This window comes from Peptostreptococcus stomatis DSM 17678 (assembly GCF_000147675.1).
Taxonomy (GTDB): Bacteria; Bacillota; Clostridia; order Peptostreptococcales; family Peptostreptococcaceae; genus Peptostreptococcus; species Peptostreptococcus stomatis.
Genome location: NZ_ADGQ01000074.1, coordinates 1 through 23,254 on the forward strand (window position 1 = coordinate 1; position 23,254 = coordinate 23,254).

A 23,254-nucleotide genomic window follows, 5' to 3' on the forward strand; every position below is an offset into this window, starting at 1 on the left:
ATTTTGATAAAATTATTCTATTATATAATTGGTTGTAAAAATAAATTAAAGAGAGGTGCAAAATGCAAGAAGAACAAAAGAATACCAACTTGCCAGCAGGAAAAAAGTATACTCCTTCTGACATATTGAAATTCGTAATACCCTCGCTAATCGGTATTATACTTTTTATGTTGCCTATAAAGGAATATGACCCTGAGATAAACCAGGATAAGATAACTATACCTATTGCCTTTGTAGCATCATTTATACAAAATAACATTGGTAGCATACTACCTACACTTATACTGATAATTGTCTTGATATCGGCCTTGGGAAGTCTGCTTACAAAGCTGAATATCTACAAGCCAAAATCAGCTTTTGCCAAAAACCTGTTTGTCCAGACAACTTTTTGGACTATAACTAGGGTCTTGGCAGGTATCTTTATAACAATGAGTTACTTCAAGGTGGGACCTGAGTACATCATTTCATCAGATACAGGTAATTTTATACTGGGAGACCTTTTGACTACCCTAATAGTTATCTTCGTATTTGCAGGCTTGTTGCTACCCCTACTACTTGACTTCGGTCTATTGGAATTTGTAGGAACTCTGCTAGCCAAGATAATGAGACCAGTCTTTACCCTACCAGGTAGGTCTGCAGTCGACTGTTTTACATCATGGTTGGGTGATGGTACCCTGGGTGTAATGTTGACAGCCAAACAGTATGAAGAAGGTTACTACTCAGCCAGAGAGGCTTCGATTATATCGACTACTTTCTCAGCCGTATCAATTACCTTCTGTCTAGTAGTTTTAAAGCAGGTAAATATGGCCCATATGTTCGTGCCTTACTACTTGACTATATGCTTTATAGGTGTGGTCTGCGCTATTATAGTTCCTAGAATACCACCCCTATCTTGGAAAAAGGACAACTACTACAAGGGTGGTGAAGCTCTTGATGAAAGTATTCCTGAGGGAGAAACTTACTTTAGTTGGGCCCTACACCAGGCAGTCATGACAGCTAGGCACAATGCCAGCCTTAGCAATTTCCTTAAGAACGGCCTTAAAAATGCCCTTGATATGTGGATAGGCGTAATGCCAGTCGTTATGGGATTCGGTACAATAGCCCTAATACTTTCAAACTATACTCCAATATTTGAAATTTTAGGTAAGCCATTCACCCCCCTACTAAACCTAATCCAGTTGCCAGAAGCAGTATCTGCATCTAAGACTATGTTGGTAGGTTTCACTGATATGTTCGTTCCATCTATCATAGCTAGTAAGGAAATATCTAGTGAATTGACTAGGTTCGTTGTAGCTACTGTATCAGTAACACAGTTGATCTACATGAGTGAGGTCGGAGCCCTAATAGTTGGTACTAGGATACCAGTTAGGGTCTGGGAATTGTTCGTAATCTTCTTGGAGAGGACAATTATATCCATAGTATTGGTAACCCTAATAGCCAGGTTTGTTCTTCACTTAGTATAAATTAAAATTTAAGCATTATAAGAGGAGCTTGTAGGTTTTAATCTACGAGCTCCTCTTTATTCATGATATTACAAGGCTAGGACCTCTAGTAGCTTCCTAAGGTTTTCAGCAGATAGCTGGCCTGGTGCTGATGCTTCTAAACCTGATGCGAAGGTCATATCTGATCCAAATACCTGGCCTGCCAGTCTTGAAATCATCCCCAAGTGACCCATGGATATACAAATCAGGGCCTGGTCTGGATACTTGGCCTTGACCTGGCTACTTGCCCCCAATAGGCTTAATACATCCTCTGGACAGGTCGGCATCAGGGCTATCTTGGCTACATCTACCTCCATTCCTATCATAGTCTCTAACCTAGTAACTATCTCTTCCCTGGCTGGTGTAGAGTCAAAGTCATGGTTTGACAGGATACTCGTAAGGCCCTTGTCCTTGGCTAAGGCAACTAGCTTTACCACCCTTTCCTGTTCTCTCATATATTCAATATCTATAGCCTCAGCCAGCCTATCCTCTATTATTTTTTCAAGGAGGTCAAAGTAGGCAGCCTCACTTAAGTCTGCATTACCTCCCTCATTTTTTGTTCTAAGAGTTACGATAAGGGGCTTATTTAGCCTGTTTTTTATTAGTCCCACCAGGTCCTTTAATCTTGTATAATCCTCAAGACCTTCAAAGTAGTCTAGGCGTAATTCAACTATGTCAAAGTCTAGGCCTGCCATCAGGTCTAGTTCCCTATTTATTCCTTCTTCGTCCCTTGCAACCAGGGGTATGCATATCTTGGGCAAGCCCTGGCCAAGGACTATATTACCTATCTTTGCCATCTATTTATCCTCCCTTATCAGTGCCAGCCTATCCAGCAGAATTTCTATATTTTCCCTACTAGTGGCCAGGTTTATCCTGATAAAGCCGGCGTATTTTTGGCCACCAAACCAGGATCCAAAGTCAACTGCCAGACCACACTTATTTTTTATAATATCTTCTATATCATCTGGACCAAGGTAGGCCCCTAGGTCTAACCAAGCCAGGTAGGTCCCCTCTAATGGGGTCAACCTTGCCTCAGGAAGCCTTAAGGCTAGGCCTTCTTTTAGCAAGGAGTAATTGGCCCTTATAAGACCTAAGACCTCTTCAAACCAACCCCTACCACCCTCATAGGCAGCCTGGACTGCTATATAACCAAAGGCATTGCCTGAAGTACTGCGAATTTTTTCTGCAAAGGCATCATATCTGGCCCTTATGTCCTCATCCTCTATGATTAAAAAAGAGTTTTGGCAGGCAGCCAGGTTAAAGGTCTTAGTAGCCGCTGTAAGAGTCACCAAAATCTTACTGTAGTCACCTAGACTTGCCGCTGGATACTGGATTTTATCACCTATGATAATGTCCTGGTGGATTTCATCAGCAATCACATATACACCATGTTTTTTACATATATCTAAGAGTCTGACCAATTCGTCCTTATCCCAGACCCTAGCTACAGGATTGTGGGGTGAGCATAGGATAAATAGCTTGACTCCCTGGTCTAGTATTTTCTCCTCAAAATCTTCAAAGTCTATCCTATAATAGCCATCAATATTTACCAGGTGACTTTCAACCAGGGTCCTCTTGTTAGAGGTCACAACCTGCTTAAAAGGATAGTAGACAGGTGGTGTAATAATTACTGGATCACCCTCTTGTGTCAGAACATTTACTAGCCAGGATATGGCCGGAACTACACCTGGGGCAAACCTAATCCACTTCTTATCGACCTTGTAGCCGTGGTACTTATACTCCCAATCTATAAAGGTCTTGGCATATCCCCTATCTGGTAGGCTATAGCCAAATACACCTTCTTCGACATACTTGTGGAGGGCTTCCTTGACACAGGTAGGTACCTCAAAGTCCATATCTGCTACCCAGAGTGGCAAGAGGTTATCCTGACCAAATATATTTTTTAAATTGTCCCACTTGACAGAGTTTGTATTTTTTCTATCCCTATACTTAACTAACGTCATCAGCCTACCTCCTAATATATATTATCTTATGGTCTTTTTATCTTTCATTATCTTATTTTCTTTATTAACTTTATAGTCCTATTACCTTTATAGTCCTATTATAGCATATGACCCTGGCTTTATCTAAGCTCATAGTAAAAGACCCCTTATCGTATTTGAATAGGGGTCCTACTAATCTAGCTTGCACTCAATCCATTATATTAATTTTATAAATCTTGAACCTATCATCAGTAGCAAAAAGGCAACCATGACAAAGTCTGCCATATAATCACTCTTTCCTAAGAGGCTCTGCTTCATCTTGGTCCTATTGTCTCCTCCACGGTAGCACCTAGCCTCCATAGCCCAGGCCAATTCATCAGCCCTCCTAAAGGCAGATACGAATAGGGGTATCAATAGGGGAACCATATTTTTGGCCCTTGATATTATGTTCTTGCTCTCAAAATCAGCCCCTCTAGACATCTGGGCCTTCATTATCTTATCTGTTTCATCCAGCAAAGTAGGTATAAATCTCAAGGCTATAGTCATCATCATAGCCAGTTCATGGGCTGGGAAATCAAACTTCTTAAGTGGTGCACAGGCATTTTCTATACCATCAGTCAAGGATATAGGTGATGTAGTCAGGGTCAATATAGACGTACCTGCTACCAATAGCACTAGCCTAAAGGCCATAAAAATTGCCGTCCTAATACCATTTGCATATATCTTCATAAAGCCCAGGGCAAACAAGAGGTCTCCACCCTTGATAAAGAAGATGTTTATTACAAAGGTGAAGAGGATAATCCACCTAAGTGGCTTTATACCCTTGGCTATATACTTGATAGGTATATTTGCCATCCTGGATACCACATATATCAATAAAAACATAAATGCATATGGATAAAACTGGTTGACTACAAATATAGCAACCATGAATAATAGGGTTCCCAATAATTTGGTCCTGGCATCTAGTGAATGTATGGGAGATTTTACAGGGTAAAACTGCCCAAGTGTTATATCTTTAAGCATTTGTAGACCCTCCCTTTTCCAATAGACATCTCTTTATCTCTGTTCTTACTTCTTCTATAGTTATTACATCCGTCCTTACATCGTAACCTGCTTCCTTTAGCTTGATGGCCAGTTCTAGGACCTGTGGTATGTTTAATCCCATACCCCTTAGCCTGTCTGCATTCTCCTTAAATACCTCCCTAGGTGACCCCATGATTTCAAGCCTACCCTTATTCATTACCATTAGGGTATTTACCAGCTTGGCCATGTCGTCCATACTGTGAGATGAAAGGATTACGGTCATATCGTTGTTGGCATGGAGATCCTTTATAAGTTCAAAGATTTCATCCCTACCACCAGGATCTAGACCGGCTGTAGGCTCATCTAGGATTAATACCTCTGGATGCATAGCTATAACTCCTGCTATAGCTACCCTACGTTTTTGTCCACCCGATAGCTCGAATGGCGACTTTTCTGAGAAATGATCATAGTCTAGGCCTACATCTGCCATGGCCTTTCTGACCCTCCTGTCTACCTCTTCCTCATCTAGGCCTAGGTTTTGGGGGCCAAAGGCTATGTCCCTAGCTACAGTCTCTTCAAATAATTGGTATTCAGCGTACTGGAATACTATCCCAACCCTCTTTCTTATATCTGTAAGGTTCTGGTCCTTTTGGGTAATATCAAAACCGTTAATATATATTTTTCCACTGCTAGGCTTCATCAAGCCATTTAAATGTTGTATAAGGGTAGACTTACCTGAACCTGTGTGACCTATAAGGCCTACAAAGTCCCTGTCCTGTATTTCAAAACTGACATCATCCAGGGCCCTATGCTCAAAAGGCATACCCTCATCATAAATGTATGTTAAATTCTCTACCTTAATTGACATAGTTCACCCACCATTTCATCAACAGTCAGTATATTATCCCTGATATCTAGTCCATCCTCCTTTAATAGGTGGGCTAGTTCAGTCATATATGGTACATCTAGACCTATTTCCTTTAGCCTGGCCACATTGGAAAATACCTCCCTAGGAGTCCCCTCTAGGGCCAATTTTCCCTTTTCCATTACTATTACCCTGTCAGCCTCTACAGCTTCTTCCATAAAGTGGGTAATATGTAAGACTGTTATATTGTATTCCTTGTTTAATCTCTTTATTGTATTCATAACCTCCTGCCTGCCAGAAGGGTCTAGCATGGCAGTAGCCTCGTCAAAGATTATGCACTCCGGTCTCATAGCTATTATACCTGCTATGGCTACCCTCTGCTTTTGGCCCCCTGATAGGAGGTGGGGTTGCCTCTCCCTCAAATCGTACATATCTACATTTTTTAGGGCTTCATCTACCCTTAACCTGATTTCTTCTGAAGGTATCCCAAGGTTTTCACAACCGAAGGCTACATCCTCTTCAACTATAGTCGCTACAATCTGGTTGTCAGGGTTCTGAAATACCATACCTGCAGTCTGCCTTATATCCCATAGGTATTTTTCGTCCTTGGTATTCATACCCTTTATATTTATATCTCCACTAGTTGGCACCAAGATGGCATTTAGGTTCTTGGACAGGGTTGACTTACCTGAGCCATTGTGACCTATAATGGCCACGAATTCCCCCTTCTTGATATCTAGATTAAAGTCATCTATGGCACGATAAGTGGTTTCATCACTTGTATATTCAAATATTAAGTTATCGACTTTTATTATATTTTCCATTCGTTCCTCCACAATACGCACACCTATCTAATCATTATATCACATATTAGGCCAATAATTACGCCCTATCTATATTTTCTATCAGTCAAATCATAATTTGTACCCTTAATTTAAAGTGCTTTGCCATCACCTGGTATCATTAAAATTAGTATACCCAGTATATATATGATTTTCGCCTAGTATTTGACAACTTATTATATCAAATATCCAAATTTTTTTCTATCTTTGGCGTTTAGATATTGGAATTTGTGGTAAAATATACTTGCTGTCTTACTAGGAGGTGAAGCAATGAAATCTAGTAAACAAATGTCTGAATCAGTGCGTATTGGAATATTCCTGTCACTAGCAGGTGGTTTTATGGATGCCTATTCCTATATATGCAGGGGCAAGGTCTTTGCCAATGCTCAAACGGGAAATATAGTCCTATTGGGCCAGAGCCTGGCTGAAGCCAATTTCCACAATGCACTTAAGTATATACTACCTATCATAACTTTTGCTCTGGGTGTCTACCTATGTCAAAAAATCCAGCTAGCCTATAAGAACGCCAAAAGGATCCATTGGCGTCAGATTGTCCTGGCTATAGAGATCTTGTTTGTGGTAGCCATCGGATTTTTATCCAACGAGTATGATAGTCCAGCAAATATGATGATATCTTTTGTCTGCGGTATACAGGTAATAGCCTTTAGCAAATTCCACGGCAATACCTATGCTACTACTATGTGCACTGGCAACCTGAAAAGTGCTACAACGCTTTTATGCAAGTACCATACTACAGGTGATAAGGACCTTCGCAGAAAAAGTTTCTACTACTTTTTTATAATATTAGTATTTTCATTTGGAGCTGCTATCGGTGCCCTAATGGCTGATCTTATTGGATTGGCATCAATATGGTTGGTAGCCCTACTTCTTTTAGTGGCATTTTTGATGATGTTCCAAAAAGAGGTTAGAGATATTTTTTGAGATTAAGGAGTTAATAAATGAGATCAACAAGTAAAAAGGTCGGCGTATCTATGATGATGCTGGCCACACTTTTATGGGGTTATATGGGGGTGTCTAGCAGGGTTCTCAACCAGATTAGCCTGCGTTCTGTAGACATATCTTTTATAAGAGCCCTATCTGCTGCAATTATGCTTACAATTTTTTTATTTTTCACAAACAGGTCTGCCTTTCGACTACCAGTCAAGGGCTTGATTTTTGCCTGTTTTTACGGGATTTTATGCTTTGCCATAGGTATGTCCTTCTATAGCCTATCTGTAGACAATATACCTATTAGCGTTGCAACTATCCTAATGTTTTCAAATCCAATTTGGGCAACCCTATTTGGAAAAATATTCTTTGGTGATACAATCAGTAGTAAAAAACTGGTTATTATGCTACTCTGTCTAATCGGCTGTATGTGTATTATAGATATATTTTCAGCCAGGGGAGCCCAGTTAAATATTATTGGTGTCCTTGCAGGAATCCTAAATGGCATGACTTTTTCCCTACAAATTGTCCTACCGAGATTTGTCGAACACAAGGTATCCAAGGACAGCCTCCTATTATATGGGTTTTGGGCTGCTACCATATGTCTAGCCTTTTTCGTAGATATAGGGGACATAGCTGGCAAGGTAGCCGGGTCTGACAGACCAGTGTTTTACGTTGCCAACCTCTTGATTATAGGTATCCTATGTACCTTTGTAGCCATATCGCTTTATGTCAAGTCTACAAAGTATATTGGAACTTCTCTACCAAGTATGATGTCAGCAATGGAACCAGTTTTTGCTAGTGTTATAGCCTTCTTTGTCTTCAGTGAAGTAATGAAGTCTATCCAGATCTTGGGAGCTATAATTATTATATCTTCAGTTATAGCCCTGGAGGTTGATATCAAGAAAATTTTAAGTGTCCGTGTACTGAGACATTCTGTATAAGCTAAGGGCCACCCTTTTTCACAGTATCGTGAGTTGGGTGGCCCTTATTAGTTGTTTATCTAGGCTTAAAGTTTAAAGTACTTTTCTAGGACCTTTATGACTATAGCAAATATTATAAAACCTATAACTACAGTAACAACAAAAGCAGGTAGGGTATGGGGAATAATACCCCTTCTATTTAGGAAGGAGATAAGCACGAGCTCCAAAATACTAAATAGACCCAAAGTCAAAAAAGCATCCTTTTTTCTACGCTCTAGAGCCTCTTTTTCTTCTGGACTCATCTGACCTCCATCATCTCCCACAAGTAGGAATTCCCCATTTTCAAATTCTAACCCAGATTCAAGTTTAAGGGCTTCCTTATCCAAGTGTTCTAGATTTTTATTTTCATTTTGTTCTTCTAAAGACATAGCTACCTCCATATTTATACTCGGGATATTTTTTGTTTCTTTTTCAATTTTTATTAATCAAAAACCTAAAATTTATTTTCTTTTCCTAATTATCTTCTATTTTTATTACTTTTCTTATGCATTTTTTAATTTTTCTATATTTTTTATAGGTTATCCTGTGTTATAATAGTTGTATTATATTTACAGGAGGAATTTATGATAAAAAAAGAAGATGCAAAGAAACCAATCCTGTTTATTTCTTTTGTCCTAGAATACCTACTAGCATTTATACTTATAGTTTCTGTTTTTCTAGGCATATTTGATACTCTTAGGATCATTTTTACTACTTATATAATCAATTTTAGCAAACCTATAGACTATTCGCAATTGAATTATATTTTTGCCCAAATATTACTTTTAGTTATAGGTGTGGAGATAGCCATAATGCTTGCCCTACACAAACACTCAGCCCTACTAGAAGTCCTTCTATACGGTATAGCTAGAAAGATGCTCCTTTTACCAAAGGACCACGGTATGGTAGATATTATTTTAGGTGTAGTATCAATAGGTCTTTTATTCCTAATCCAGAGATACTTGATTAGCAAAAAGAATGACATATCCTCTAATTTTAAAGATGATGACGATGAAGAAGACTAGCCAAAGACTAGTCTTCTTTTTATATCTATTTACCAACCATATTCTTAAAATCATCTAAGCTAAAGCTAGACCTTTTACCCCTGATTAGATTATTATTGGCTTCGGCCATTGAACTTGAATCGACCCTATGCATAGTCCTAACCTTCTGGTCGCTCGTCTCCATATTTTTTATATTGTATTGGGTTTCTCGCTCATAGGTATGTCTTGCATTTGAATTTCTATACCTCAAATACTTGATTATAAAGAATATAAATCCTAATAGGTAGAATACCCAAACATAGTCAGAATCCCTATTTGGATTCATGGATAGGAGAAAGGCTATTAGTATACCAAATAGCTCAACTATAGCTGATATAAATATAAGTCTGCCCATATTTATAGGTACACTTCCCATAGTCTCCTTGGTTCTGGCATTTACTGCAACATAGTGGAGGATATTTTCACTACCCTTTTTCTCCATATAGGAGTATAGCCATACTGGTAGGTAGGCGGCAGTCCAGGACTGGCCACTTATATCAAATTTTTCCTGGTCCCACCTGACACCCCTGTCATATTTTTTTAAACTTGAGTTGGCTGAATACCTGGCTATATCAGACCCCTGTATCCTAGATATGTCATTTAGGTCTTCTACATTGGTATCCCTCTTCTCAGATGTGTAGCCTCTTAGGTAGTTTGAATTATACTTGACCACATTATCTGTATCAAAAGGCATTATGGAATTTATAATGTTGTTGGTCTTGCGCCTGTTAGATTGGTCTAGCTTGTCTGAGCTAGACTCTATAGTCAGGTCATCAATCTCTATATCAAAGCTCCTGGACACATTATATACATCTACATCATATACTACCTTCTTGTTGTCGTCAGACCCAATTGTATATTCACATATAGTCTCTTCACCAACGCCCCTTAGGTCCACATGGGCCTTCATGTCAACTATCATATAAGGTAAGTATACACCACTTATATTTTCAGTTGTAAATTCCTTCCTAAACCTAGGGTGGGCAAAAAACTTTCTCCTACCTACAAAGCCTGCTATTCTATCTCTTGCTTCTTCCTTAGTAACCTTAAATGGTAGGATTACATCCGGGACCGCCCCGTTGGCTATCTGGTTATTTATAGAAAGTGTGTTCCTACACCAATGGCACCTGGCCTGGGTAGACGAGGCTGTGTCTATAACTACTTCAGCTCCACATGACTGGCACTTTAAAGTTACTATATCCTGGCTATCTTCTTCAATTTTACTGGCCCCTGCCCCTATCTCTATCCCTTCTAGGTCTTGGGCCTTCCTATTTTCTACTAGGTCTGGTTCAAACTCAAACCTACAGAAGTTACACCTCAATTTGCCTGTCTTGGGATTTACACTTATATCTGTAGCACCACACTTGGGACACTTGTTTTGGCCATCATTACCGGCGATTGTATTCGCCTTATTTATACTTTCTCCCATGACTAAAACCCCACTATATGCCTAGTAAATCAAACCTTATTTTCTTAAATTCTTCTTCCGTTATTACACCTGCATCCAATAATTTTTTCATTTCTATCAACTTAGTAGTAGGATCTACTGGCGGCTGTTCTGCCTGCTGATTATTCACAGGCTGTTGGTTGATAGGTTGTTGGTTCATAGCCTGTTGATTTTGACTGAAGTTAGGCTGATATGAGTTAGGATTATTGGATTGACCCATAGCATTCATAGTATTCATGGCTGCATTCATGCCCATACCCATAAAGGCTATACCATCTCCTCCTCCATTTTCGCCAGCCGCCTGGATACCCCTGGCTACAGACTGTTTCATAAATGAATCTCCCCTGCTTCCTGCTAGGGCATCTGCTGCCTTAACATCCTTCATTAGTTGCTTAGTATCTTCATCATATTCTATTGATACAATTGCTGTCTTTACGATTTCTAGACCCCTTGTAGACTTCCACTGATAGCCTTCTTCTACAGCACTTGACAAAGACTGGGCAAAACCAATCTGGTCTGACTGGATCCTTGAAATACGGTTGCCCTTGCCAGGGTCATTTGTATATAATGAGAATGCTGCTGATAGGCTTGATACCACTTCATTAAACAACTGCTCAGAAGCGTCATTATCCATATCTTGGAAATCAAATATATCCCCACCTGTAGTCAGGTATTTTACTGGAACAAAGTTCTTTACAAATAGGATAGGGTCTATAATTCTAAGACTATAAGTTCCCCTTGTAAGAGCCCCTACCTGCGTACCAAAGAAGGCATCATCCCAATATATTTCAGACTGGGTACCAAACTTGTTGTTAGGTATTTCCTTAAGATTAACATAGAATACCAACTGGTTGGCTGCCGGTATGCCACCAAATTTAAACTTTTCCCAAGATGATTTAACCAGGGAATCTATAAATCCATCACCTGCAAATATAGACTTTGAGTTTATATCCTGATTGTTGTAAATATATCCACCTGGCTCAGTTATAATACCAGTAACAGCTCCCTCCTGGACAGTTATCAGGGCTGTCCCCTCAGGCACTATTATCTTGCTGCCATTAGATATTACATTTGCATTTCCCTTGTAATTTTCACCTCTACCCCTGTTAGTTCCCATAGGAATACCTGGAAATATTGCTGCTGTTGGGGATACTCCTGTCATAGGACCATAAAAATCTTGCCACTGGTCTGCCAAAGTTCCTCCTACTGCCCCCTTAATTGCTTGTATAAATCCCATATTAAACCTCCTTATTATTTCTATACTAAGTTTAGATTACTTTCATATTTATATATATATTATATCATATAGCTTTGAAAACTCTAACCCAAATATTATTTGAATATACAAAGTGGTCTTATAGCATTATCAATTATAAATAAAAAAACCAGGGAAGTAATTTAGTAAGCTAAACTACAACCCTGGTATATTTATCTCTTAGACCTATACTAATTCGATGAATGCCATTTCAGCAGCATCGCCTCTTCTTGGTCCCTTCTTTATTATTCTTGTATATCCACCATTTCTTTCAGCATACTTTGGTGCTATATTTTCGAATAAGTCACTAACTACTGTTTCATCTATTACATAAGCAAGAACCTGTCTTCTAGCGTGAAGATCTCCTCTCTTTGCAAGAGTTATCATCTTTTCAGCCATTCTTCTAGTTTCTTTTGCTCTAGTAACTGTAGTTTCTATTCTTCCCTCTCTTAGTAAACTAGTCACAAGGTTTCTTAACATTAAGTTTCTGTGAGCAGTTTCACGTCCTAATTTACGGTAAGTTGCCATCTATGTCCCTCCTTTACGTGATTTTTGAACAAATAAATTATTATTCTTCGTTAGGCTTTAACTTTAGGTCTAATTCATTAAGCTTCTGAATTACCTCTTCAAGAGATTTCTTACCTAAGTTTCTAACCTTCATCATATCTTCTTCAGACTTGTTTGATAGTTCTTCAACAGTGTTGATACCTGCCCTCTTCAAGCAGTTGTATGACCTAACTGACAAGTCTAACTCTTCTATAGTCATTTCAAGGACTTTTTCTTTCTTGTCCTCTTCTTTTTCTACCATTATTTCAACATTGCCTATATGCTCTGACAAGTCAATAAACAATTTTAAATGTTCTTCTAGTACTTTCGCAGCTAGAGACATTCCTTCCTGAGGATTAATACTTCCATTTGTCAAAACTTCAAGTGTCAGTTTATCGAAATCTGTCTTCTGTCCAACTCTAGTATTTTCAACATGGTAGCTCACCTTTTCAATCGGAGTATAGATTGAGTCTACAGGTAATGTACCAATCGGCATACTATCATTCTTGTTTTCTTCAGCAGATACATATCCCCTACCCTTGTTAACATGAATTTCCATATTCAACTTGGCATTTTCATCCAAAGTAGCTATATGAAGGTCTTTGCTAACAATTTCAACTTCTGGAGGACATATAATATCTGCTCCAGTCACCTCGCAAGGTCCTACTGCCTGAATCTTTAATACTTTAGATTCCTCACCATCGATTGTCGCTGATAGTTCTTTCAAGGAAAGAATCATCTCAGTTACATCTTCTTTTACACCAGGTACTGTTGAGAACTCATGAAGGACTCCATCAATTCTCACAGCATAAACTGCTACCCCTGGAAGAGATGATAAAAGTATTCTTCTAAGTGCATTACCTATAGTAATACCAAATCCTCTTTCCAATGGTTCAACAACAAATTTGCCATATCTATAATCTTCGCTCAACTCGACAATATCAACTTTTGGCTTTTCTATTTCTATCATGGATAAACCCCCTATACAAATATTGGTCCACTGAGGGTGAAATTAACCTCAATACTACACTCTTCTTCTCTTTGGTGGTCTGCAACCATTGTGTGGTATTGGAGTAACATCCTTAATCATTGTAACTTCAAGACCAGTTGCCTGTAAAGCCCTAATTGCTGCTTCTCTACCAGAACCAGGACCCTTAACAAATACTTCTACAGTCTTTAGACCATGTTCCATAGCTGCTTTCGCTGCAGTTTCTGCTGCCATCTGAGAAGCATATGGAGTAGCCTTTCTAGATCCCTTAAAACCTAACTGTCCTGAAGATGCCCAAGAAATTGCATTTCCGTGTACATCTGTCAATGTTACTATTGTATTATTAAAAGTAGACTGAATATGTGCATGTCCACGTTCTATATTCTTACGTTCTCTTCTTCTTACACGCTGAACTACTTTCTTGTTACCTTTTGCCATTTATACTTACCTCCTTCTCTACTTTATTTATTTCTTCTTACGAGATACAGTCTTTCTAGGACCCTTTCTAGTTCTAGCATTAGTCTTAGTCTTCTGTCCTCTTAGAGGTAAGCCCTTAGCATGTCTAATACCTCTGTAGCATTTAATATCTCTTAGTCTCTTGATGTTTAGAGCAATCTCTCTTCTCAAATCACCTTCAACTAGATGGTCTTCGTCTATTATTCTTCTAAGCTCGTTTACCTGGTCCTCAGATAGTTCCTTTATTCTTGTATCTGGGTTTATACCAGCTTTAGCTAATATTTCATTTGAAGTAGCTCTACCTATACCATATATATATGTCAAGCCAATTTCTGCTCTTTTTTCTCTAGGTAAGTCTACACCAGCTATTCTTGCCATATTCGCACCTCCTACATATTATTATGTATTTCCAAAACTTTGGTAATTCTTAGCCCTGCTTCTGCTTATGCTTAGGGTTTTCACAGATTACCATTACTTTTCCTTTTCTCTTTATAACCTTACACTTTTCGCATATAGGTTTAACAGATGGTCTAACCTTCATTATTTGTCCCTCCTCAGACTATAAATAGCCTACTTCTTACGCCAAGTAATTCTTCCTCTCGTAAGATCATAAGGGGAAAGCTCTATATTCACCTTATCTCCTTCGAGAATCCTTATGAAGTTCATTCTTAGCTTTCCTGATATGTGACATAAAACCTCATGTCCATTATCTAATTTAACTTTAAACATTGCGTTTGGTAGAGTTTCAGAAACTGTACCTTCTAATTCAATTACATCCTTTTTGGCCATTAACTAACCAAACCTCCATTTCACAAGTTAAGTTTATTTTAACTTATTTAACTCTGCTCTTATATAAGAATCTGTTATTTTATCTCCGTTTTGCAACAACATTTTTATTTCTTTGTTGATGTACTTTTCAACCTTTAAATGCTTGATTTTTTTAAGCTTTGGCTTGTCTAGCTTCCTGCTCTTTCCGTCCGAAATCAAAACGAAGGATTCATCTACTATCTTTACTATAAAGAAGTACCTCCCCTCGTCCCTTCCACAGGAAGCCTTGACTAATTGGCCTAAACTTAAGTTTTCTGATAGCATACAACACCCCTCCTTATCGGTTAGTGAAGTCCTATCTTATGCTCTTTCGGAACATTTGCTATAAAAGCTTGCAATGTTACTTCCATAGCAACCCTATCGTCTTCAAACAGGGCCAACAAACTTGTTTCCCGAATCCTTTTGCGATGGGTTATAAAATCATAATTCTCAAGAGCCAATTGGTTTTACTAAGCTAATGCAGCTTTTATATCTTCAAAAACCTTATCTATATCCTGATTGCCTTCTATATTAGCTATTACATTCTGTTTAGTATAGTAATCTACTAGAGGCTTTGTTTCAGATAAATAAACGTCTATTCTGTGAGAAACTGTCTCTTCATTGTCATCTGGTCTCTGAGTAAGATTAGTATGACAAGAATCACAAACGCCCTCTTCCTTACTTGGATTAAACTTAACATGGTAAGTTGCCCCACAAGTCTTACAGATTCTTCTTCCGCAAGCTCTTTCAACCAAAAGTTTATGATCAACTTCTATGTTAATTACCTTGTCCAGGCTTATATTATTTTCGCTTAAATACTTGTCTAGGTATTCAGCCTGAAAGATGTTTCTTGGGAAACCGTCCAACATAAATCCATCCTTACAATCAGCTTCTGAAAGTCTTGATGCTACTAGTCCACAAGTTAATTCATCCGGAACTAACTTTCCTTCATTCATGTATTCCTGAGCCTTTTTACCAAGCTCTGTTCCTTCTTTTATATTCTTTCTAAATATATCTCCTGTTGATATATGAGGTATCTTGTAGCTGTCAACTATGTTAGCAGCCTGAGTACCCTTGCCAGCACCAGGAGGTCCAAGTAATATTATTTTCATATTTATCATCTCCAAAATTATTTTAGGAAACCTTGATAATTCTTCATTACAAGATTTGATTCTAACTGTCTCTTAAGCTCCAATGCAACACCAACGATGATCAATAGTGATGTACCACCAAAATTCATCGGTATCTGCATGTAGTGGGTCATTAATGCTGGTATCATCGCCATTAAGCCTAAGAAAGCTGCACCTACAATAGTTAACTTTGAAAGTATTCCACCTAGATAGTTCTCAGTTGGCTTTCCTGGTCTAATACCCGGAATAAAACCACCACTATTCTTCATATTTTTTGTGATATCTTCCGTATTGAAAGAAATTGTATTATAGAAGTATGAGAATAATACGATTAGTACTATTTCTATAATTCTATATGTCCAGAATCCCTTATCAGTTGACAGATTAAAGAATGCATTAACTGCTGCCTGCATCTTTGATCCACCCAATAACGCTATTGTCTGTGGTAGGGCTAATATTGAGCTAGCGAAGATTATTGGCATTACACCTGACTGGTTAACCTTCATTGGTATATGAGAAGATTCACCTCCGTACATCTTTCTTCCTACTACTCTCTTTGCATATTGAACTGGTATCTTTCTTGTCGACTCATTTATGAATGTTACACCTGTTATAGTAATTAGAACAACCACTATAAATATTGTTATTGCTGGCCACTTTAATAAACCAATGTTAACCCTCTGAGCTATAGCACCTATATCTATAGGTAGCCTTGATATGATACCTATGAAGATTAGGACTGAACTACCATTTCCTAAGCCCTTTTCAGTGATCCTATCACCCAACCACATTACCATCATACTGGCTGCTACTAAGGTAATGATAACAGTAAATATAAAGAAAGGATTGTTTACCTTCAAGGCACTCCTAACTATACCAAGTGTGATACCTACGGCCTGGATTATCGCAAGACCTAGTGTAGTCATTCTCGTATATTTGTTTATCTTCTTCTTACCTTCTTCACCAGACTTCTGTAGTTCTTTTAAACTCTCAAAGCCTGCTGTTAAAAGCTGTATAATGATTGATGCTGTAATGTAAGGACCAATTCCCAAAGCAAATATAGTGAAGTTACTGAAAGCACCTCCTGAGAACATGTTGTATAGTCCTAGTAGGGAGTTCTTTTCAACCATATTCTTAATTACAGATGTATTTATACCTGGGACTGGTATTGTTGTTCCCAGCCTAAATACAATTATCATAAAGAATGTAAATAGCAATTTCTTTCTGATATCTTTAATTGTTAAAGCCTGTTTAATTTTACTAATCAAATCTAATCACCCCGCTTACTCTCAAGTGACTAAACTTCTTCAACCTTACCGCCAGCTTTTTCAATTTTTTCTTTTGCTGATGCAGTAAACTTTGCAGCCTGAACTGTAAGGGCCTTGTCTAAAGCACCATTACCAAGTATCTTTAGTCCATCCTTTTCTATCTTAGAAATAGTTCCAGCCTTCTTTAACATTTCTGCGTTTATTACTGTTCCTGCTTCAAACTTATTTAATGTTTCAACATTAACTTCAGAATAAATCTTCTTGAATATGTTAGTGAAACCTCTCTTAGGTAATCTTCTAGCAAGTGGCATCTGTCCACCTTCGAATCCTACTCTAACTCCTCCGCCAGATCTTGACCACTGACCCTTCTGTCCACGACCAGATGTCTTACCCTGACCTGTTGCAGTACCTCTACCTAATCTTCTCTTAGCCTTTACAGCTCCTTTGGCAGGTTTTAACTCATGTAGCTTCATTCTGTTGCACCTCCTTCTCTTTGTGTATATATTATTCTGCTATCTCAGTTACTTCAACAAGGTGGCTTACCTTATTGATCATACCTCTTATCTGAGCGTTATCTTCCTTTACTACCACTGATTCTCTCTTCTTTAGTCCAAGAGCTTCAACGTTCTTTCTCTGATTAGGAGTAGTTCCTATAACGCTTCTAACTAACTTTATCTGTATTTTAGACATTTGAACCTCCTATTATTATCCTAGTAGATCTTCTACCTTCTTGCCTCTCAATCTTGCAATTGATTCAGCTGTCTTTATATCCTTTAATCCGGCCATAGTTGCGTTAACCATGTTTCTTGGATTGTTTGAACCAGTTGACTTAGCTCTAACGTCGCTAATTCCTGCTAATTCTAGTACGGCTCTTACAGGACCACCTGCTAGGACTCCTGTACCTTCCTGAGCTGGCATTATAAGTATCTTACCTGCACCGAAGTGTCCTACAACCTCATGAGGTATAGTAGTTCCTACTCTAGGTACTGTTATAAGATTCTTCTTAGCATCATCAACTGCCTTTCTGATAGCATCTGGAACTTCCATAGCCTTACCAGTTCCGATACCAACATGACCATTGCTATCTCCAACTACTACTAAGGCAGCAAATCTAAAGTTTCTACCACCCTTTACAACCTTAGCAACACGTCTAATTTCTATAACTCTCTCTTCTAAATCGAATTGAGATGCATCAATAGGTTTACTATGTAGCATATTATTCCTCCTTCAATTAATTAGAACTTAAGACCAGCTTCTCTTGCACCTTCAGCTAGTTCTAAAACTCTACCGTGATATATATAACCACCTCTATCGAATACAACTTCTGTTATACCCTTTTCAGCAGCCTTCTTTGCTACTAATTCTCCAACTTTCTTAGCAGCTTCTTTGTTTCCTGTGTATGAAACAGCACTCTTAACAGCTTCATCAAGTGATGATGCAGATACTAGTGTTACTCTGTTTACGTCATCTATAATCTGAGCATAAATATTCTTAGAACTTCTGAATACACTTAGTCTTGGTCTTTCAGCTGTTCCTGTTACTTTTTTTCTAACTCTCTTATGTCTAGCAACTCTGTTTGCATTCTTATCTATCTTCTTGAACAAAGTACTCACTCCTTTCGCTAATTATTATTTCTTACCAGTTTTACCTTCCTTACGGATAATAACTTCATCAACATACTTGATACCCTTACCCTTGTATGGTTCTGGCTTTCTCCAAGCTCTGATAACAGATGCGTAGTTACCTACCTGCTGCTTGTCGATACCCTTTACGATTATTTCAAACTGGTTAGGCACTTCTGTAGTGATACCTTCTGGATCGTCCATCTCAACTGGGTGAGAGAATCCTATGTTCATTACCAACTTCTTGCCCTGCTTTGCAGCTCTGTAACCTACACCCTTTATTTCTAGCTTCTTTTCGAATCCTTCAGAAACACCTACTACCATATTGTTTATAAGTGTTCTAGTAAGACCGTGAAGACTCTTGTGCTTCTTGTTTTCAGTTGGTCTTTCAACTACTATAGTGCTATCTTCCTTCTTTATTATCATTTCATTATTGAACTTATTTGTCAATGTTCCCTTAGGACCTTTAACAGTCACTGTGTTGTCTTCACCTAGAGTGACTTCAACACCTGCTGGGATCATGATTGGCTTAAGACCTATTCTTGACATTATTACACCTCCTTACATTATGAAATCTTACCAAACGTAGCAGATTACTTCTCCACCTACGTTGTTATTTCTTGCCTGCTTATCAGTTAATATACCGTGTGATGTTGATATCATTGCGATACCTAATCCATTTAATACCTTTGGTACATCTTCAGCAGCTGCATATATTCTCATACCTGGCTTAGATATTCTCTTTAGTCCAGAGATTACTCTTTCACCATTCTGTCCGTACTTTAGCTGCATTCTTATTATTCCTTGCTTTCCATCTTCTATTACATCATAGCCTCTGATGAATCCTTCTTCAAGAAGTATTCTAGCTATTTCTTTCTTTATGTTAGAAGCAGGAACATCAACAGTGTCATGCTTAACAGTGTTTGCATTTCTTACTCTTGTAAGCATATCTGCGATTGGATCTGTCATTGTCATAATAAAATCCTCCTTCCGAATTATCTATATCTTACCAACTTGATTTTCTTACACCAGGGATTTCACCCTTATATGCTAATTCTCTAAAACAGATACGGCAAATACCGAAATCCTTTAGAACTGAATGTGGTCTACCACAAATTGAGCATCTAGTGTATTCTCTTGTTTTATATTTCTGCTTTCTTTGCTGCTTTACTTTCATTGCTTTTCTAGCCACGTGAATTCCTCCTTTTTATCTACTTAGAAAATGGCATTCCTAATAACTTTATTAGTTCACGAGCCTCTTCGTCAGTCTTTGCAGTTGTAACGAAGATTATGTCCATACCTCTTACCTTATCTACCTTATCGTATTCGATTTCAGGGAAAATAAGCTGTTCCTTGATACCTAGTGCATAGTTACCTCTTCCGTCAAATGAATTAGCACTAACACCTCTAAAGTCTCTAACTCTTGGTAGAGATACAGAAACTAACTTATCCATAAAATAGTACATCTTGTCACTTCTAAGAGTAACCTTTGTACCTATTGGCATACCTTCTCTTAGCTTGAAGTTCGCTACTGACTTTCTAGCTCTTGTTATAACTGGCTTCTGTCCAGTTATCATTTCTAATTCTTCTACAGCCTTTTCTAAAGCCTTTGAATTATCCTTTGAATCACCAACACCCATGTTGATAACTATCTTATCAAGTCTTGGTATCTCCATTATATTTTTATATCCAAATTTCTCCATTAATGCTGGAGCAACTTCCTTTTTATACTTTTCTTCTAATCTTGAAGCCATTGTGTTCCCTCCTTTCGGTTATATTTCTTATAATTCTTTACCGCTCTTAGCAGATACTCTAACTTTCTTTCCGTCTTTTACTTCGTATCTTACTCTTACACCCTTTCCAGTTTCTGGATCAAATGGCATTACATTTGATATATGTATTGGAGCTTCCTTAGTTGTTATTCTACCCTGTGGGTTAGTAGCAGATGGCTTGTTGTGCTTAGTTATTATGTTTATACCTTCAACAAGAACCTTGTCGTTCTTTGCATCAACATTTAGAACTAGCCCCTTTTTGCCCTTGTCCTTACCTGCTATAACTACAACAGTGTCGCCTTTCTTTACACGCATCATTGATCTATTGCACCTCCTCTAATTATAGTACTTCTGGAGCTAGAGATACTATCTTCATGAAGTCGTTGTCTCTTAACTCTCTCGCAACAGGTCCAAATATACGAGTACCTACTGGTGTCTTATCGTCCTTTATAATAACTGCAGCATTTTCATCAAATGAAATATAGCTACCATCGTTACGTCTCATTCCCTGCTTGCTTCTAACTACAACAGCTCTTACTACTTTACCTTTTTTTACAACTCCGCCTGGTGTTGCACTTTTTACTGTTGCAACTATTACGTCACCTACATTGGCGTACTTTCTCTTACTTCCGCCAAGAACACGTATGCATAAAAGTTCTCTAGCACCTGAGTTATCAGCTACTTTTAAACGTGTTTCCTGCTGTATCATCGCAATTCCTCCTTCTATGTAAACTATTTTACCTTTTCTATTATCTCGACTACTCTGAATCTCTTGTCCTTAGATAAAGGTCTAGTTTCCATTATTCTAACTCTATCTCCTATGTTACACATATTCATTTCATCATGAGCCTTGTATTTCTTAGTTCTCTTAACACGCTTGTTATAAAGTGGATGTTTTACGAAATCTTCGCAAGCAACTACAACAGTCTTTTCCATCTTATCACTAACAACACGGCCAATTCTAACTTTTCTTCTGTTTCTTTCCATGTCTATCAAAAGCCTCCTTCTTCCAATATTAAGCTCTAGCTTCGTTTAACTTTCTTTCTGCAAGAACAGTCTTTACTTTTGCTATGTCTCTCTTTACAGTCTTTATTATAGCTGTATTCTGTAACTGACCAGTAGCTAATTGGAATCTTAAGCTAAATAATTCACTTTTGAATTCATCTAACTTTGCTAATAGTTCTTCAGTTGATAGATTTCTTAATTCTTTAGCTTTCATCCTATTCACCTACCTTCTCTAAATCTTCTTTCTTTACAAACTTGCACTTGATTGGCAATTTGTGAGCTGCAAGTCTCATTGCCTCTCTAGCCTTTTCTTCTGAAACACCAGCTAGTTCAAACATTACTCTACCTGGCTTAACTATTGCTACCCAATATTCTGGAGAACCCTTACCAGCACCCATACGAGTTTCTGCAGGCTTTCTTGTTATTGGCTTGTGTGGGAAGATTTTAATCCAAACCTTACCACCTCTTTTTATATATCTTGTCATAGCTATTCTGGCTGCTTCTATCTGGTTAGATGTTATCCATGATGGTTCTAGTGCAACTAGACCATACTCACCATAAGTAACTTTATTACCCTTGTGTGCCCTACCAGCCAAGCTTCCTCTATGTACTCTACGACGCTTTACTCTCTTTGGCATTAACATGAGTCGTTTCCTCCTTCCGAACTAATTAGTCCTGCTTTGCTTCTTTTTTAGAAGCTCTAGGACCTCTATTGTTGCTTCTTCTATCGTTATTTCTACCTCTTCTATCGTTACCCTTGCCGCCTCTTCTGTTGTCTCTGCCGTTTCTTCTTTCAGCCTTCTTTTCTTCTCTTTCGATTGAAACATTTCTGCCTGGAAGAATTTCTCCATTACAGATCCAAACCTTGATACCAATCTTACCATAAGTAGTATCAGCTTCAGCGAAACCGTAATCTATGTCAGACCTTAATGTCTGTAGTGGCACGTTACCTTCACTGTATCCTTCAGTTCTAGCCATTTCCGCTCCACCTAGTCTACCAGAAGCACTTACCTTGATTCCCTTTGCTCCTGACTTCATAGTTCTCTGTACAGCCTGCTTCATAGCTCTTCTAAATGCAATTCTTCTTTCGATTGCCTGTGCTATGTTTTCAGCAACTAACTGAGCATCTCTATCTATGTTTCTAACTTCGATTATGTTAAGTATAACTGTCTTACCAGTCATAGTTTCCAATCTCTTCTTTAGAGCTTCGATTCCAGCTCCTCCCTTACCTATTACAACACCTGGCTTTGCAACATGTAAGTCCATCTTTATCTTATTAGCAGATCTTTCTATTTCTATCTTAGCTAAACCAGCTGAGTATAACTCTTTCTTCAAGCTAGTTCTCAACACATGGTCTTCCTTTAAGAACTCACCGAATTCTTTTCTATCATTAGCGAACCATCTTGAGTCCCAATCTTTAATTACACCAACTCTTAAGCCGTGTGGATTTACCTTCTGACCCATTTGTGTCCCTCCTTCTTATTAATTTTCTCTTTCCTTGACAACTACCTCTATGTGAGATGTTCTCTTTCTGATTGCAGTTGCTCTACCCTGTGCTCTAGGCATGAATCTCTTCATTGTAGGTCCCTGGTTAGCAACTATAGATGCTATATATAACTTATCTGTATCCATTTCGTGGTTATTTTCAGCGTTTGCAGCAGCAGACTTTACAACCTTTGCTATTACTTCCGCAGCATATCTTGGTGTAAACTTTAATATTGCTAATGCTTCATTTACGTCTTTTCCTCTAACTAAGTCGCATATCTGACCAGCTTTTCTAGCTGATACACGAACATATTTAGCTGTAGCTTTTGCTTCCATTAATGATCCTCCTTTCACCTTCAATTA

Annotated in this window: 36 protein-coding genes; 4 read left to right on the forward strand and 32 right to left on the reverse strand. The window is 38.2% G+C overall.

Features of this window, described 5'->3' with window-relative positions; all coding sequences use genetic code 11:
• Positions 1-62: 62 nt before the first annotated feature.
• Positions 63-1,463, forward strand: a complete 1,401-nt coding sequence (locus HMPREF0634_RS09040) for a YjiH family protein (RefSeq protein WP_007791417.1) — start codon at positions 63-65, stop codon at positions 1,461-1,463.
• A 68-nt stretch (positions 1,464-1,531) separates the two neighbouring features.
• Here the strand turns inward: HMPREF0634_RS09040 and aroD are convergent, their stop codons facing one another.
• The 5 genes from aroD to HMPREF0634_RS09065 form a co-directional block, all read right to left on the reverse strand.
• Positions 1,532-2,278, reverse strand: coding sequence for a type I 3-dehydroquinate dehydratase (gene aroD / locus HMPREF0634_RS09045; RefSeq protein WP_007791568.1), 747 nt, complete (start codon positions 2,276-2,278; stop codon positions 1,532-1,534).
• Positions 2,279-3,445 carry a MalY/PatB family protein gene (locus HMPREF0634_RS09050; RefSeq protein WP_007791388.1) on the reverse strand — a complete coding sequence of 389 codons (1,167 nt, stop codon included), beginning with the start codon at positions 3,443-3,445 and terminating at the stop codon, positions 2,279-2,281.
• Positions 3,446-3,640: 195 nt separating this feature from the next.
• A complete protein-coding gene (locus HMPREF0634_RS09055; RefSeq protein WP_007791411.1) occupies positions 3,641-4,450 on the reverse strand; it encodes an energy-coupling factor transporter transmembrane component T family protein in 810 nt (269 codons plus the stop codon).
• On the reverse strand, positions 4,443-5,318 hold the full coding sequence (locus HMPREF0634_RS09060) for an energy-coupling factor transporter ATPase (RefSeq protein ID WP_007791441.1): 876 nt from the start codon (positions 5,316-5,318) through the stop codon (positions 4,443-4,445). Before HMPREF0634_RS09060 ends, HMPREF0634_RS09055 begins: the two co-directional genes overlap by 8 nt.
• Positions 5,303-6,139: an energy-coupling factor transporter ATPase gene (locus tag HMPREF0634_RS09065; RefSeq protein WP_007791391.1), complete on the reverse strand. Its 837-nt coding sequence runs from the start codon at positions 6,137-6,139 to the stop codon at positions 5,303-5,305. Before HMPREF0634_RS09065 ends, HMPREF0634_RS09060 begins: the two co-directional genes overlap by 16 nt.
• Before the next feature lie 288 nt (positions 6,140-6,427).
• Between HMPREF0634_RS09065 and HMPREF0634_RS09070 the strand changes: the two genes are divergently transcribed.
• Both HMPREF0634_RS09070 and HMPREF0634_RS09075 read left to right on the forward strand, forming a co-directional pair.
• Positions 6,428-7,099, forward strand: coding sequence for a YoaK family protein (locus HMPREF0634_RS09070; RefSeq protein ID WP_007791560.1), 672 nt, complete (start codon positions 6,428-6,430; stop codon positions 7,097-7,099).
• Positions 7,100-7,116: 17 nt separating this feature from the next.
• Positions 7,117-8,049, forward strand: a complete 933-nt coding sequence (locus HMPREF0634_RS09075) for a DMT family transporter (RefSeq protein ID WP_007791546.1) — start codon at positions 7,117-7,119, stop codon at positions 8,047-8,049.
• A gap of 65 nt (positions 8,050-8,114) precedes the next feature.
• Here the strand turns inward: HMPREF0634_RS09075 and HMPREF0634_RS09080 are convergent, their stop codons facing one another.
• Entirely contained in the window at positions 8,115-8,456 is a 342-nt protein-coding gene (locus HMPREF0634_RS09080) for a hypothetical protein (protein ID WP_007791557.1), read from the reverse strand.
• Positions 8,457-8,651: 195 nt separating this feature from the next.
• Between HMPREF0634_RS09080 and HMPREF0634_RS09085 the strand changes: the two genes are divergently transcribed.
• On the forward strand, positions 8,652-9,092 hold the full coding sequence (locus tag HMPREF0634_RS09085) for a phosphate-starvation-inducible PsiE family protein (RefSeq protein WP_007791420.1): 441 nt from the start codon (positions 8,652-8,654) through the stop codon (positions 9,090-9,092).
• Positions 9,093-9,117: 25 nt separating this feature from the next.
• Here the strand turns inward: HMPREF0634_RS09085 and HMPREF0634_RS09090 are convergent, their stop codons facing one another.
• The 26 genes from HMPREF0634_RS09090 to rplV all read right to left on the reverse strand — a co-directional run bounded on the left by HMPREF0634_RS09090 (position 9,118) and on the right by rplV (position 23,227).
• Positions 9,118-10,539: a TFIIB-type zinc ribbon-containing protein gene (locus HMPREF0634_RS09090; protein WP_007791444.1), complete on the reverse strand. Its 1,422-nt coding sequence runs from the start codon at positions 10,537-10,539 to the stop codon at positions 9,118-9,120.
• Between the two features lie 13 nt (positions 10,540-10,552).
• Complete coding sequence (locus HMPREF0634_RS09095; protein WP_007791573.1) at positions 10,553-11,794, reverse strand: SPFH domain-containing protein; 1,242 nt, start codon at positions 11,792-11,794, stop codon at positions 10,553-10,555.
• A 204-nt stretch (positions 11,795-11,998) separates the two neighbouring features.
• Positions 11,999-12,340: a 50S ribosomal protein L17 gene (gene rplQ / locus HMPREF0634_RS09100; RefSeq protein WP_007791394.1), complete on the reverse strand. Its 342-nt coding sequence runs from the start codon at positions 12,338-12,340 to the stop codon at positions 11,999-12,001.
• Positions 12,341-12,380: 40 nt separating this feature from the next.
• On the reverse strand, positions 12,381-13,328 hold the full coding sequence (locus HMPREF0634_RS09105) for a DNA-directed RNA polymerase subunit alpha (protein ID WP_007791400.1): 948 nt from the start codon (positions 13,326-13,328) through the stop codon (positions 12,381-12,383).
• 54 nt (positions 13,329-13,382) lie between these two features.
• Positions 13,383-13,784 (reverse strand): 30S ribosomal protein S11, encoded by a 402-nt coding sequence (gene rpsK / locus HMPREF0634_RS09110; RefSeq protein ID WP_007791581.1) that lies wholly within the window; start codon positions 13,782-13,784, stop codon positions 13,383-13,385.
• Positions 13,785-13,811: 27 nt separating this feature from the next.
• Complete coding sequence (gene rpsM, locus HMPREF0634_RS09115) at positions 13,812-14,180, reverse strand: 30S ribosomal protein S13 (RefSeq protein ID WP_007791376.1); 369 nt, start codon at positions 14,178-14,180, stop codon at positions 13,812-13,814.
• 49 nt (positions 14,181-14,229) lie between these two features.
• Positions 14,230-14,343, reverse strand: coding sequence for a 50S ribosomal protein L36 (rpmJ, locus tag HMPREF0634_RS09120; protein WP_002509257.1), 114 nt, complete (start codon positions 14,341-14,343; stop codon positions 14,230-14,232).
• Positions 14,344-14,372: 29 nt separating this feature from the next.
• Positions 14,373-14,591 carry a translation initiation factor IF-1 gene (infA, locus tag HMPREF0634_RS09125; RefSeq protein WP_036763153.1) on the reverse strand — a complete coding sequence of 73 codons (219 nt, stop codon included), beginning with the start codon at positions 14,589-14,591 and terminating at the stop codon, positions 14,373-14,375.
• 33 nt (positions 14,592-14,624) lie between these two features.
• Entirely contained in the window at positions 14,625-14,894 is a 270-nt protein-coding gene (locus HMPREF0634_RS09130) for a KOW domain-containing RNA-binding protein (protein ID WP_007791421.1), read from the reverse strand.
• Between the two features lie 185 nt (positions 14,895-15,079).
• Positions 15,080-15,721: an adenylate kinase gene (locus HMPREF0634_RS09135; RefSeq protein ID WP_007791397.1), complete on the reverse strand. Its 642-nt coding sequence runs from the start codon at positions 15,719-15,721 to the stop codon at positions 15,080-15,082.
• A gap of 17 nt (positions 15,722-15,738) precedes the next feature.
• Positions 15,739-17,007, reverse strand: a complete 1,269-nt coding sequence (secY, locus tag HMPREF0634_RS09140; protein WP_007791583.1) for a preprotein translocase subunit SecY — start codon at positions 17,005-17,007, stop codon at positions 15,739-15,741.
• Positions 17,008-17,036: 29 nt separating this feature from the next.
• Complete coding sequence (gene rplO, locus HMPREF0634_RS09145; protein WP_007791405.1) at positions 17,037-17,480, reverse strand: 50S ribosomal protein L15; 444 nt, start codon at positions 17,478-17,480, stop codon at positions 17,037-17,039.
• Positions 17,481-17,511: 31 nt separating this feature from the next.
• Positions 17,512-17,697, reverse strand: a complete 186-nt coding sequence (gene rpmD, locus HMPREF0634_RS09150) for a 50S ribosomal protein L30 (protein WP_002844211.1) — start codon at positions 17,695-17,697, stop codon at positions 17,512-17,514.
• A gap of 15 nt (positions 17,698-17,712) precedes the next feature.
• Entirely contained in the window at positions 17,713-18,222 is a 510-nt protein-coding gene (gene rpsE / locus HMPREF0634_RS09155) for a 30S ribosomal protein S5 (protein WP_007791439.1), read from the reverse strand.
• A 20-nt stretch (positions 18,223-18,242) separates the two neighbouring features.
• Positions 18,243-18,611 carry a 50S ribosomal protein L18 gene (gene rplR, locus HMPREF0634_RS09160; protein ID WP_007791381.1) on the reverse strand — a complete coding sequence of 123 codons (369 nt, stop codon included), beginning with the start codon at positions 18,609-18,611 and terminating at the stop codon, positions 18,243-18,245.
• 24 nt (positions 18,612-18,635) lie between these two features.
• Positions 18,636-19,178, reverse strand: coding sequence for a 50S ribosomal protein L6 (gene rplF / locus HMPREF0634_RS09165; RefSeq protein ID WP_007791379.1), 543 nt, complete (start codon positions 19,176-19,178; stop codon positions 18,636-18,638).
• Positions 19,179-19,205: 27 nt separating this feature from the next.
• Positions 19,206-19,604 carry a 30S ribosomal protein S8 gene (gene rpsH / locus HMPREF0634_RS09170; protein ID WP_007791424.1) on the reverse strand — a complete coding sequence of 133 codons (399 nt, stop codon included), beginning with the start codon at positions 19,602-19,604 and terminating at the stop codon, positions 19,206-19,208.
• Between the two features lie 31 nt (positions 19,605-19,635).
• A complete protein-coding gene (locus HMPREF0634_RS09175; RefSeq protein WP_036763168.1) occupies positions 19,636-19,821 on the reverse strand; it encodes a type Z 30S ribosomal protein S14 in 186 nt (61 codons plus the stop codon).
• Positions 19,822-19,840: 19 nt separating this feature from the next.
• The gene (rplE, locus tag HMPREF0634_RS09180; RefSeq protein ID WP_007791563.1) at positions 19,841-20,383 is read right to left on the reverse strand and encodes a 50S ribosomal protein L5; all 543 of its coding nucleotides are present in this window, start codon (positions 20,381-20,383) and stop codon (positions 19,841-19,843) included.
• A gap of 27 nt (positions 20,384-20,410) precedes the next feature.
• Positions 20,411-20,716: a 50S ribosomal protein L24 gene (rplX, locus tag HMPREF0634_RS09185; protein WP_040565979.1), complete on the reverse strand. Its 306-nt coding sequence runs from the start codon at positions 20,714-20,716 to the stop codon at positions 20,411-20,413.
• A gap of 25 nt (positions 20,717-20,741) precedes the next feature.
• Complete coding sequence (gene rplN, locus HMPREF0634_RS09190; RefSeq protein ID WP_007791577.1) at positions 20,742-21,110, reverse strand: 50S ribosomal protein L14; 369 nt, start codon at positions 21,108-21,110, stop codon at positions 20,742-20,744.
• A gap of 23 nt (positions 21,111-21,133) precedes the next feature.
• Positions 21,134-21,388, reverse strand: coding sequence for a 30S ribosomal protein S17 (gene rpsQ, locus HMPREF0634_RS09195; protein WP_007791403.1), 255 nt, complete (start codon positions 21,386-21,388; stop codon positions 21,134-21,136).
• A 28-nt stretch (positions 21,389-21,416) separates the two neighbouring features.
• Complete coding sequence (gene rpmC, locus HMPREF0634_RS09200; protein ID WP_007791384.1) at positions 21,417-21,620, reverse strand: 50S ribosomal protein L29; 204 nt, start codon at positions 21,618-21,620, stop codon at positions 21,417-21,419.
• A 1-nt stretch (position 21,621) separates the two neighbouring features.
• Entirely contained in the window at positions 21,622-22,050 is a 429-nt protein-coding gene (rplP, locus tag HMPREF0634_RS09205; protein WP_007791551.1) for a 50S ribosomal protein L16, read from the reverse strand.
• Positions 22,051-22,075: 25 nt separating this feature from the next.
• Positions 22,076-22,870, reverse strand: coding sequence for a 30S ribosomal protein S3 (gene rpsC / locus HMPREF0634_RS09210; protein WP_007791566.1), 795 nt, complete (start codon positions 22,868-22,870; stop codon positions 22,076-22,078).
• 18 nt (positions 22,871-22,888) lie between these two features.
• A complete protein-coding gene (rplV, locus tag HMPREF0634_RS09215; protein WP_007791449.1) occupies positions 22,889-23,227 on the reverse strand; it encodes a 50S ribosomal protein L22 in 339 nt (112 codons plus the stop codon).
• Between the last annotated feature and the right edge of the window lie 27 nt (positions 23,228-23,254).

Coding starts and splice junctions, on each gene's coding strand:
- HMPREF0634_RS09040 (WP_007791417.1), top strand. CDS start 63: ATGCAAGAAGAACAAAAGAATACCAACTTGCCAGCAGGAAAAAAGTAT.
- aroD (WP_007791568.1), bottom strand. CDS start 2,278: ATGGCAAAGATAGGTAATATAGTCCTTGGCCAGGGCTTGCCCAAGATA.
- HMPREF0634_RS09050 (WP_007791388.1), bottom strand. CDS start 3,445: ATGACGTTAGTTAAGTATAGGGATAGAAAAAATACAAACTCTGTCAAG.
- HMPREF0634_RS09055 (WP_007791411.1), bottom strand. CDS start 4,450: ATGCTTAAAGATATAACACTTGGGCAGTTTTACCCTGTAAAATCTCCC.
- HMPREF0634_RS09060 (WP_007791441.1), bottom strand. CDS start 5,318: ATGTCAATTAAGGTAGAGAATTTAACATACATTTATGATGAGGGTATG.
- HMPREF0634_RS09065 (WP_007791391.1), bottom strand. CDS start 6,139: ATGGAAAATATAATAAAAGTCGATAACTTAATATTTGAATATACAAGT.
- HMPREF0634_RS09070 (WP_007791560.1), top strand. CDS start 6,428: ATGAAATCTAGTAAACAAATGTCTGAATCAGTGCGTATTGGAATATTC.
- HMPREF0634_RS09075 (WP_007791546.1), top strand. CDS start 7,117: ATGAGATCAACAAGTAAAAAGGTCGGCGTATCTATGATGATGCTGGCC.
- HMPREF0634_RS09080 (WP_007791557.1), bottom strand. CDS start 8,456: ATGTCTTTAGAAGAACAAAATGAAAATAAAAATCTAGAACACTTGGAT.
- HMPREF0634_RS09085 (WP_007791420.1), top strand. CDS start 8,652: ATGATAAAAAAAGAAGATGCAAAGAAACCAATCCTGTTTATTTCTTTT.
- HMPREF0634_RS09090 (WP_007791444.1), bottom strand. CDS start 10,539: ATGGGAGAAAGTATAAATAAGGCGAATACAATCGCCGGTAATGATGGC.
- HMPREF0634_RS09095 (WP_007791573.1), bottom strand. CDS start 11,794: ATGGGATTTATACAAGCAATTAAGGGGGCAGTAGGAGGAACTTTGGCA.
- rplQ (WP_007791394.1), bottom strand. CDS start 12,340: ATGGCAACTTACCGTAAATTAGGACGTGAAACTGCTCACAGAAACTTA.
- HMPREF0634_RS09105 (WP_007791400.1), bottom strand. CDS start 13,328: ATGATAGAAATAGAAAAGCCAAAAGTTGATATTGTCGAGTTGAGCGAA.
- rpsK (WP_007791581.1), bottom strand. CDS start 13,784: ATGGCAAAAGGTAACAAGAAAGTAGTTCAGCGTGTAAGAAGAAGAGAA.
- rpsM (WP_007791376.1), bottom strand. CDS start 14,180: ATGGCAAGAATAGCTGGTGTAGACTTACCTAGAGAAAAAAGAGCAGAA.
- rpmJ (WP_002509257.1), bottom strand. CDS start 14,343: ATGAAGGTTAGACCATCTGTTAAACCTATATGCGAAAAGTGTAAGGTT.
- infA (WP_036763153.1), bottom strand. CDS start 14,591: ATGGCCAAAAAGGATGTAATTGAATTAGAAGGTACAGTTTCTGAAACT.
- HMPREF0634_RS09130 (WP_007791421.1), bottom strand. CDS start 14,894: ATGCTATCAGAAAACTTAAGTTTAGGCCAATTAGTCAAGGCTTCCTGT.
- HMPREF0634_RS09135 (WP_007791397.1), bottom strand. CDS start 15,721: ATGAAAATAATATTACTTGGACCTCCTGGTGCTGGCAAGGGTACTCAG.
- rplO (WP_007791405.1), bottom strand. CDS start 17,480: ATGAAGCTACATGAGTTAAAACCTGCCAAAGGAGCTGTAAAGGCTAAG.
- rpmD (WP_002844211.1), bottom strand. CDS start 17,697: ATGTCTAAAATACAGATAAAGTTAGTTAGAAGCGTTATAGGAACTACT.
- rpsE (WP_007791439.1), bottom strand. CDS start 18,222: ATGCTACATAGTAAACCTATTGATGCATCTCAATTCGATTTAGAAGAG.
- rplF (WP_007791379.1), bottom strand. CDS start 19,178: ATGTCAAGAATAGGTCTTAAGCCAATCATGATCCCAGCAGGTGTTGAA.
- rpsH (WP_007791424.1), bottom strand. CDS start 19,604: ATGACAATGACAGATCCAATCGCAGATATGCTTACAAGAGTAAGAAAT.
- rplE (WP_007791563.1), bottom strand. CDS start 20,383: ATGGCTTCAAGATTAGAAGAAAAGTATAAAAAGGAAGTTGCTCCAGCA.
- rplX (WP_040565979.1), bottom strand. CDS start 20,716: ATGCGTGTAAAGAAAGGCGACACTGTTGTAGTTATAGCAGGTAAGGAC.
- rplN (WP_007791577.1), bottom strand. CDS start 21,110: ATGATACAGCAGGAAACACGTTTAAAAGTAGCTGATAACTCAGGTGCT.
- rpsQ (WP_007791403.1), bottom strand. CDS start 21,388: ATGGAAAGAAACAGAAGAAAAGTTAGAATTGGCCGTGTTGTTAGTGAT.
- rpmC (WP_007791384.1), bottom strand. CDS start 21,620: ATGAAAGCTAAAGAATTAAGAAATCTATCAACTGAAGAACTATTAGCA.
- rplP (WP_007791551.1), bottom strand. CDS start 22,050: ATGTTAATGCCAAAGAGAGTAAAGCGTCGTAGAGTACATAGAGGAAGC.
- rpsC (WP_007791566.1), bottom strand. CDS start 22,870: ATGGGTCAGAAGGTAAATCCACACGGCTTAAGAGTTGGTGTAATTAAA.
- rplV (WP_007791449.1), bottom strand. CDS start 23,227: ATGGAAGCAAAAGCTACAGCTAAATATGTTCGTGTATCAGCTAGAAAA.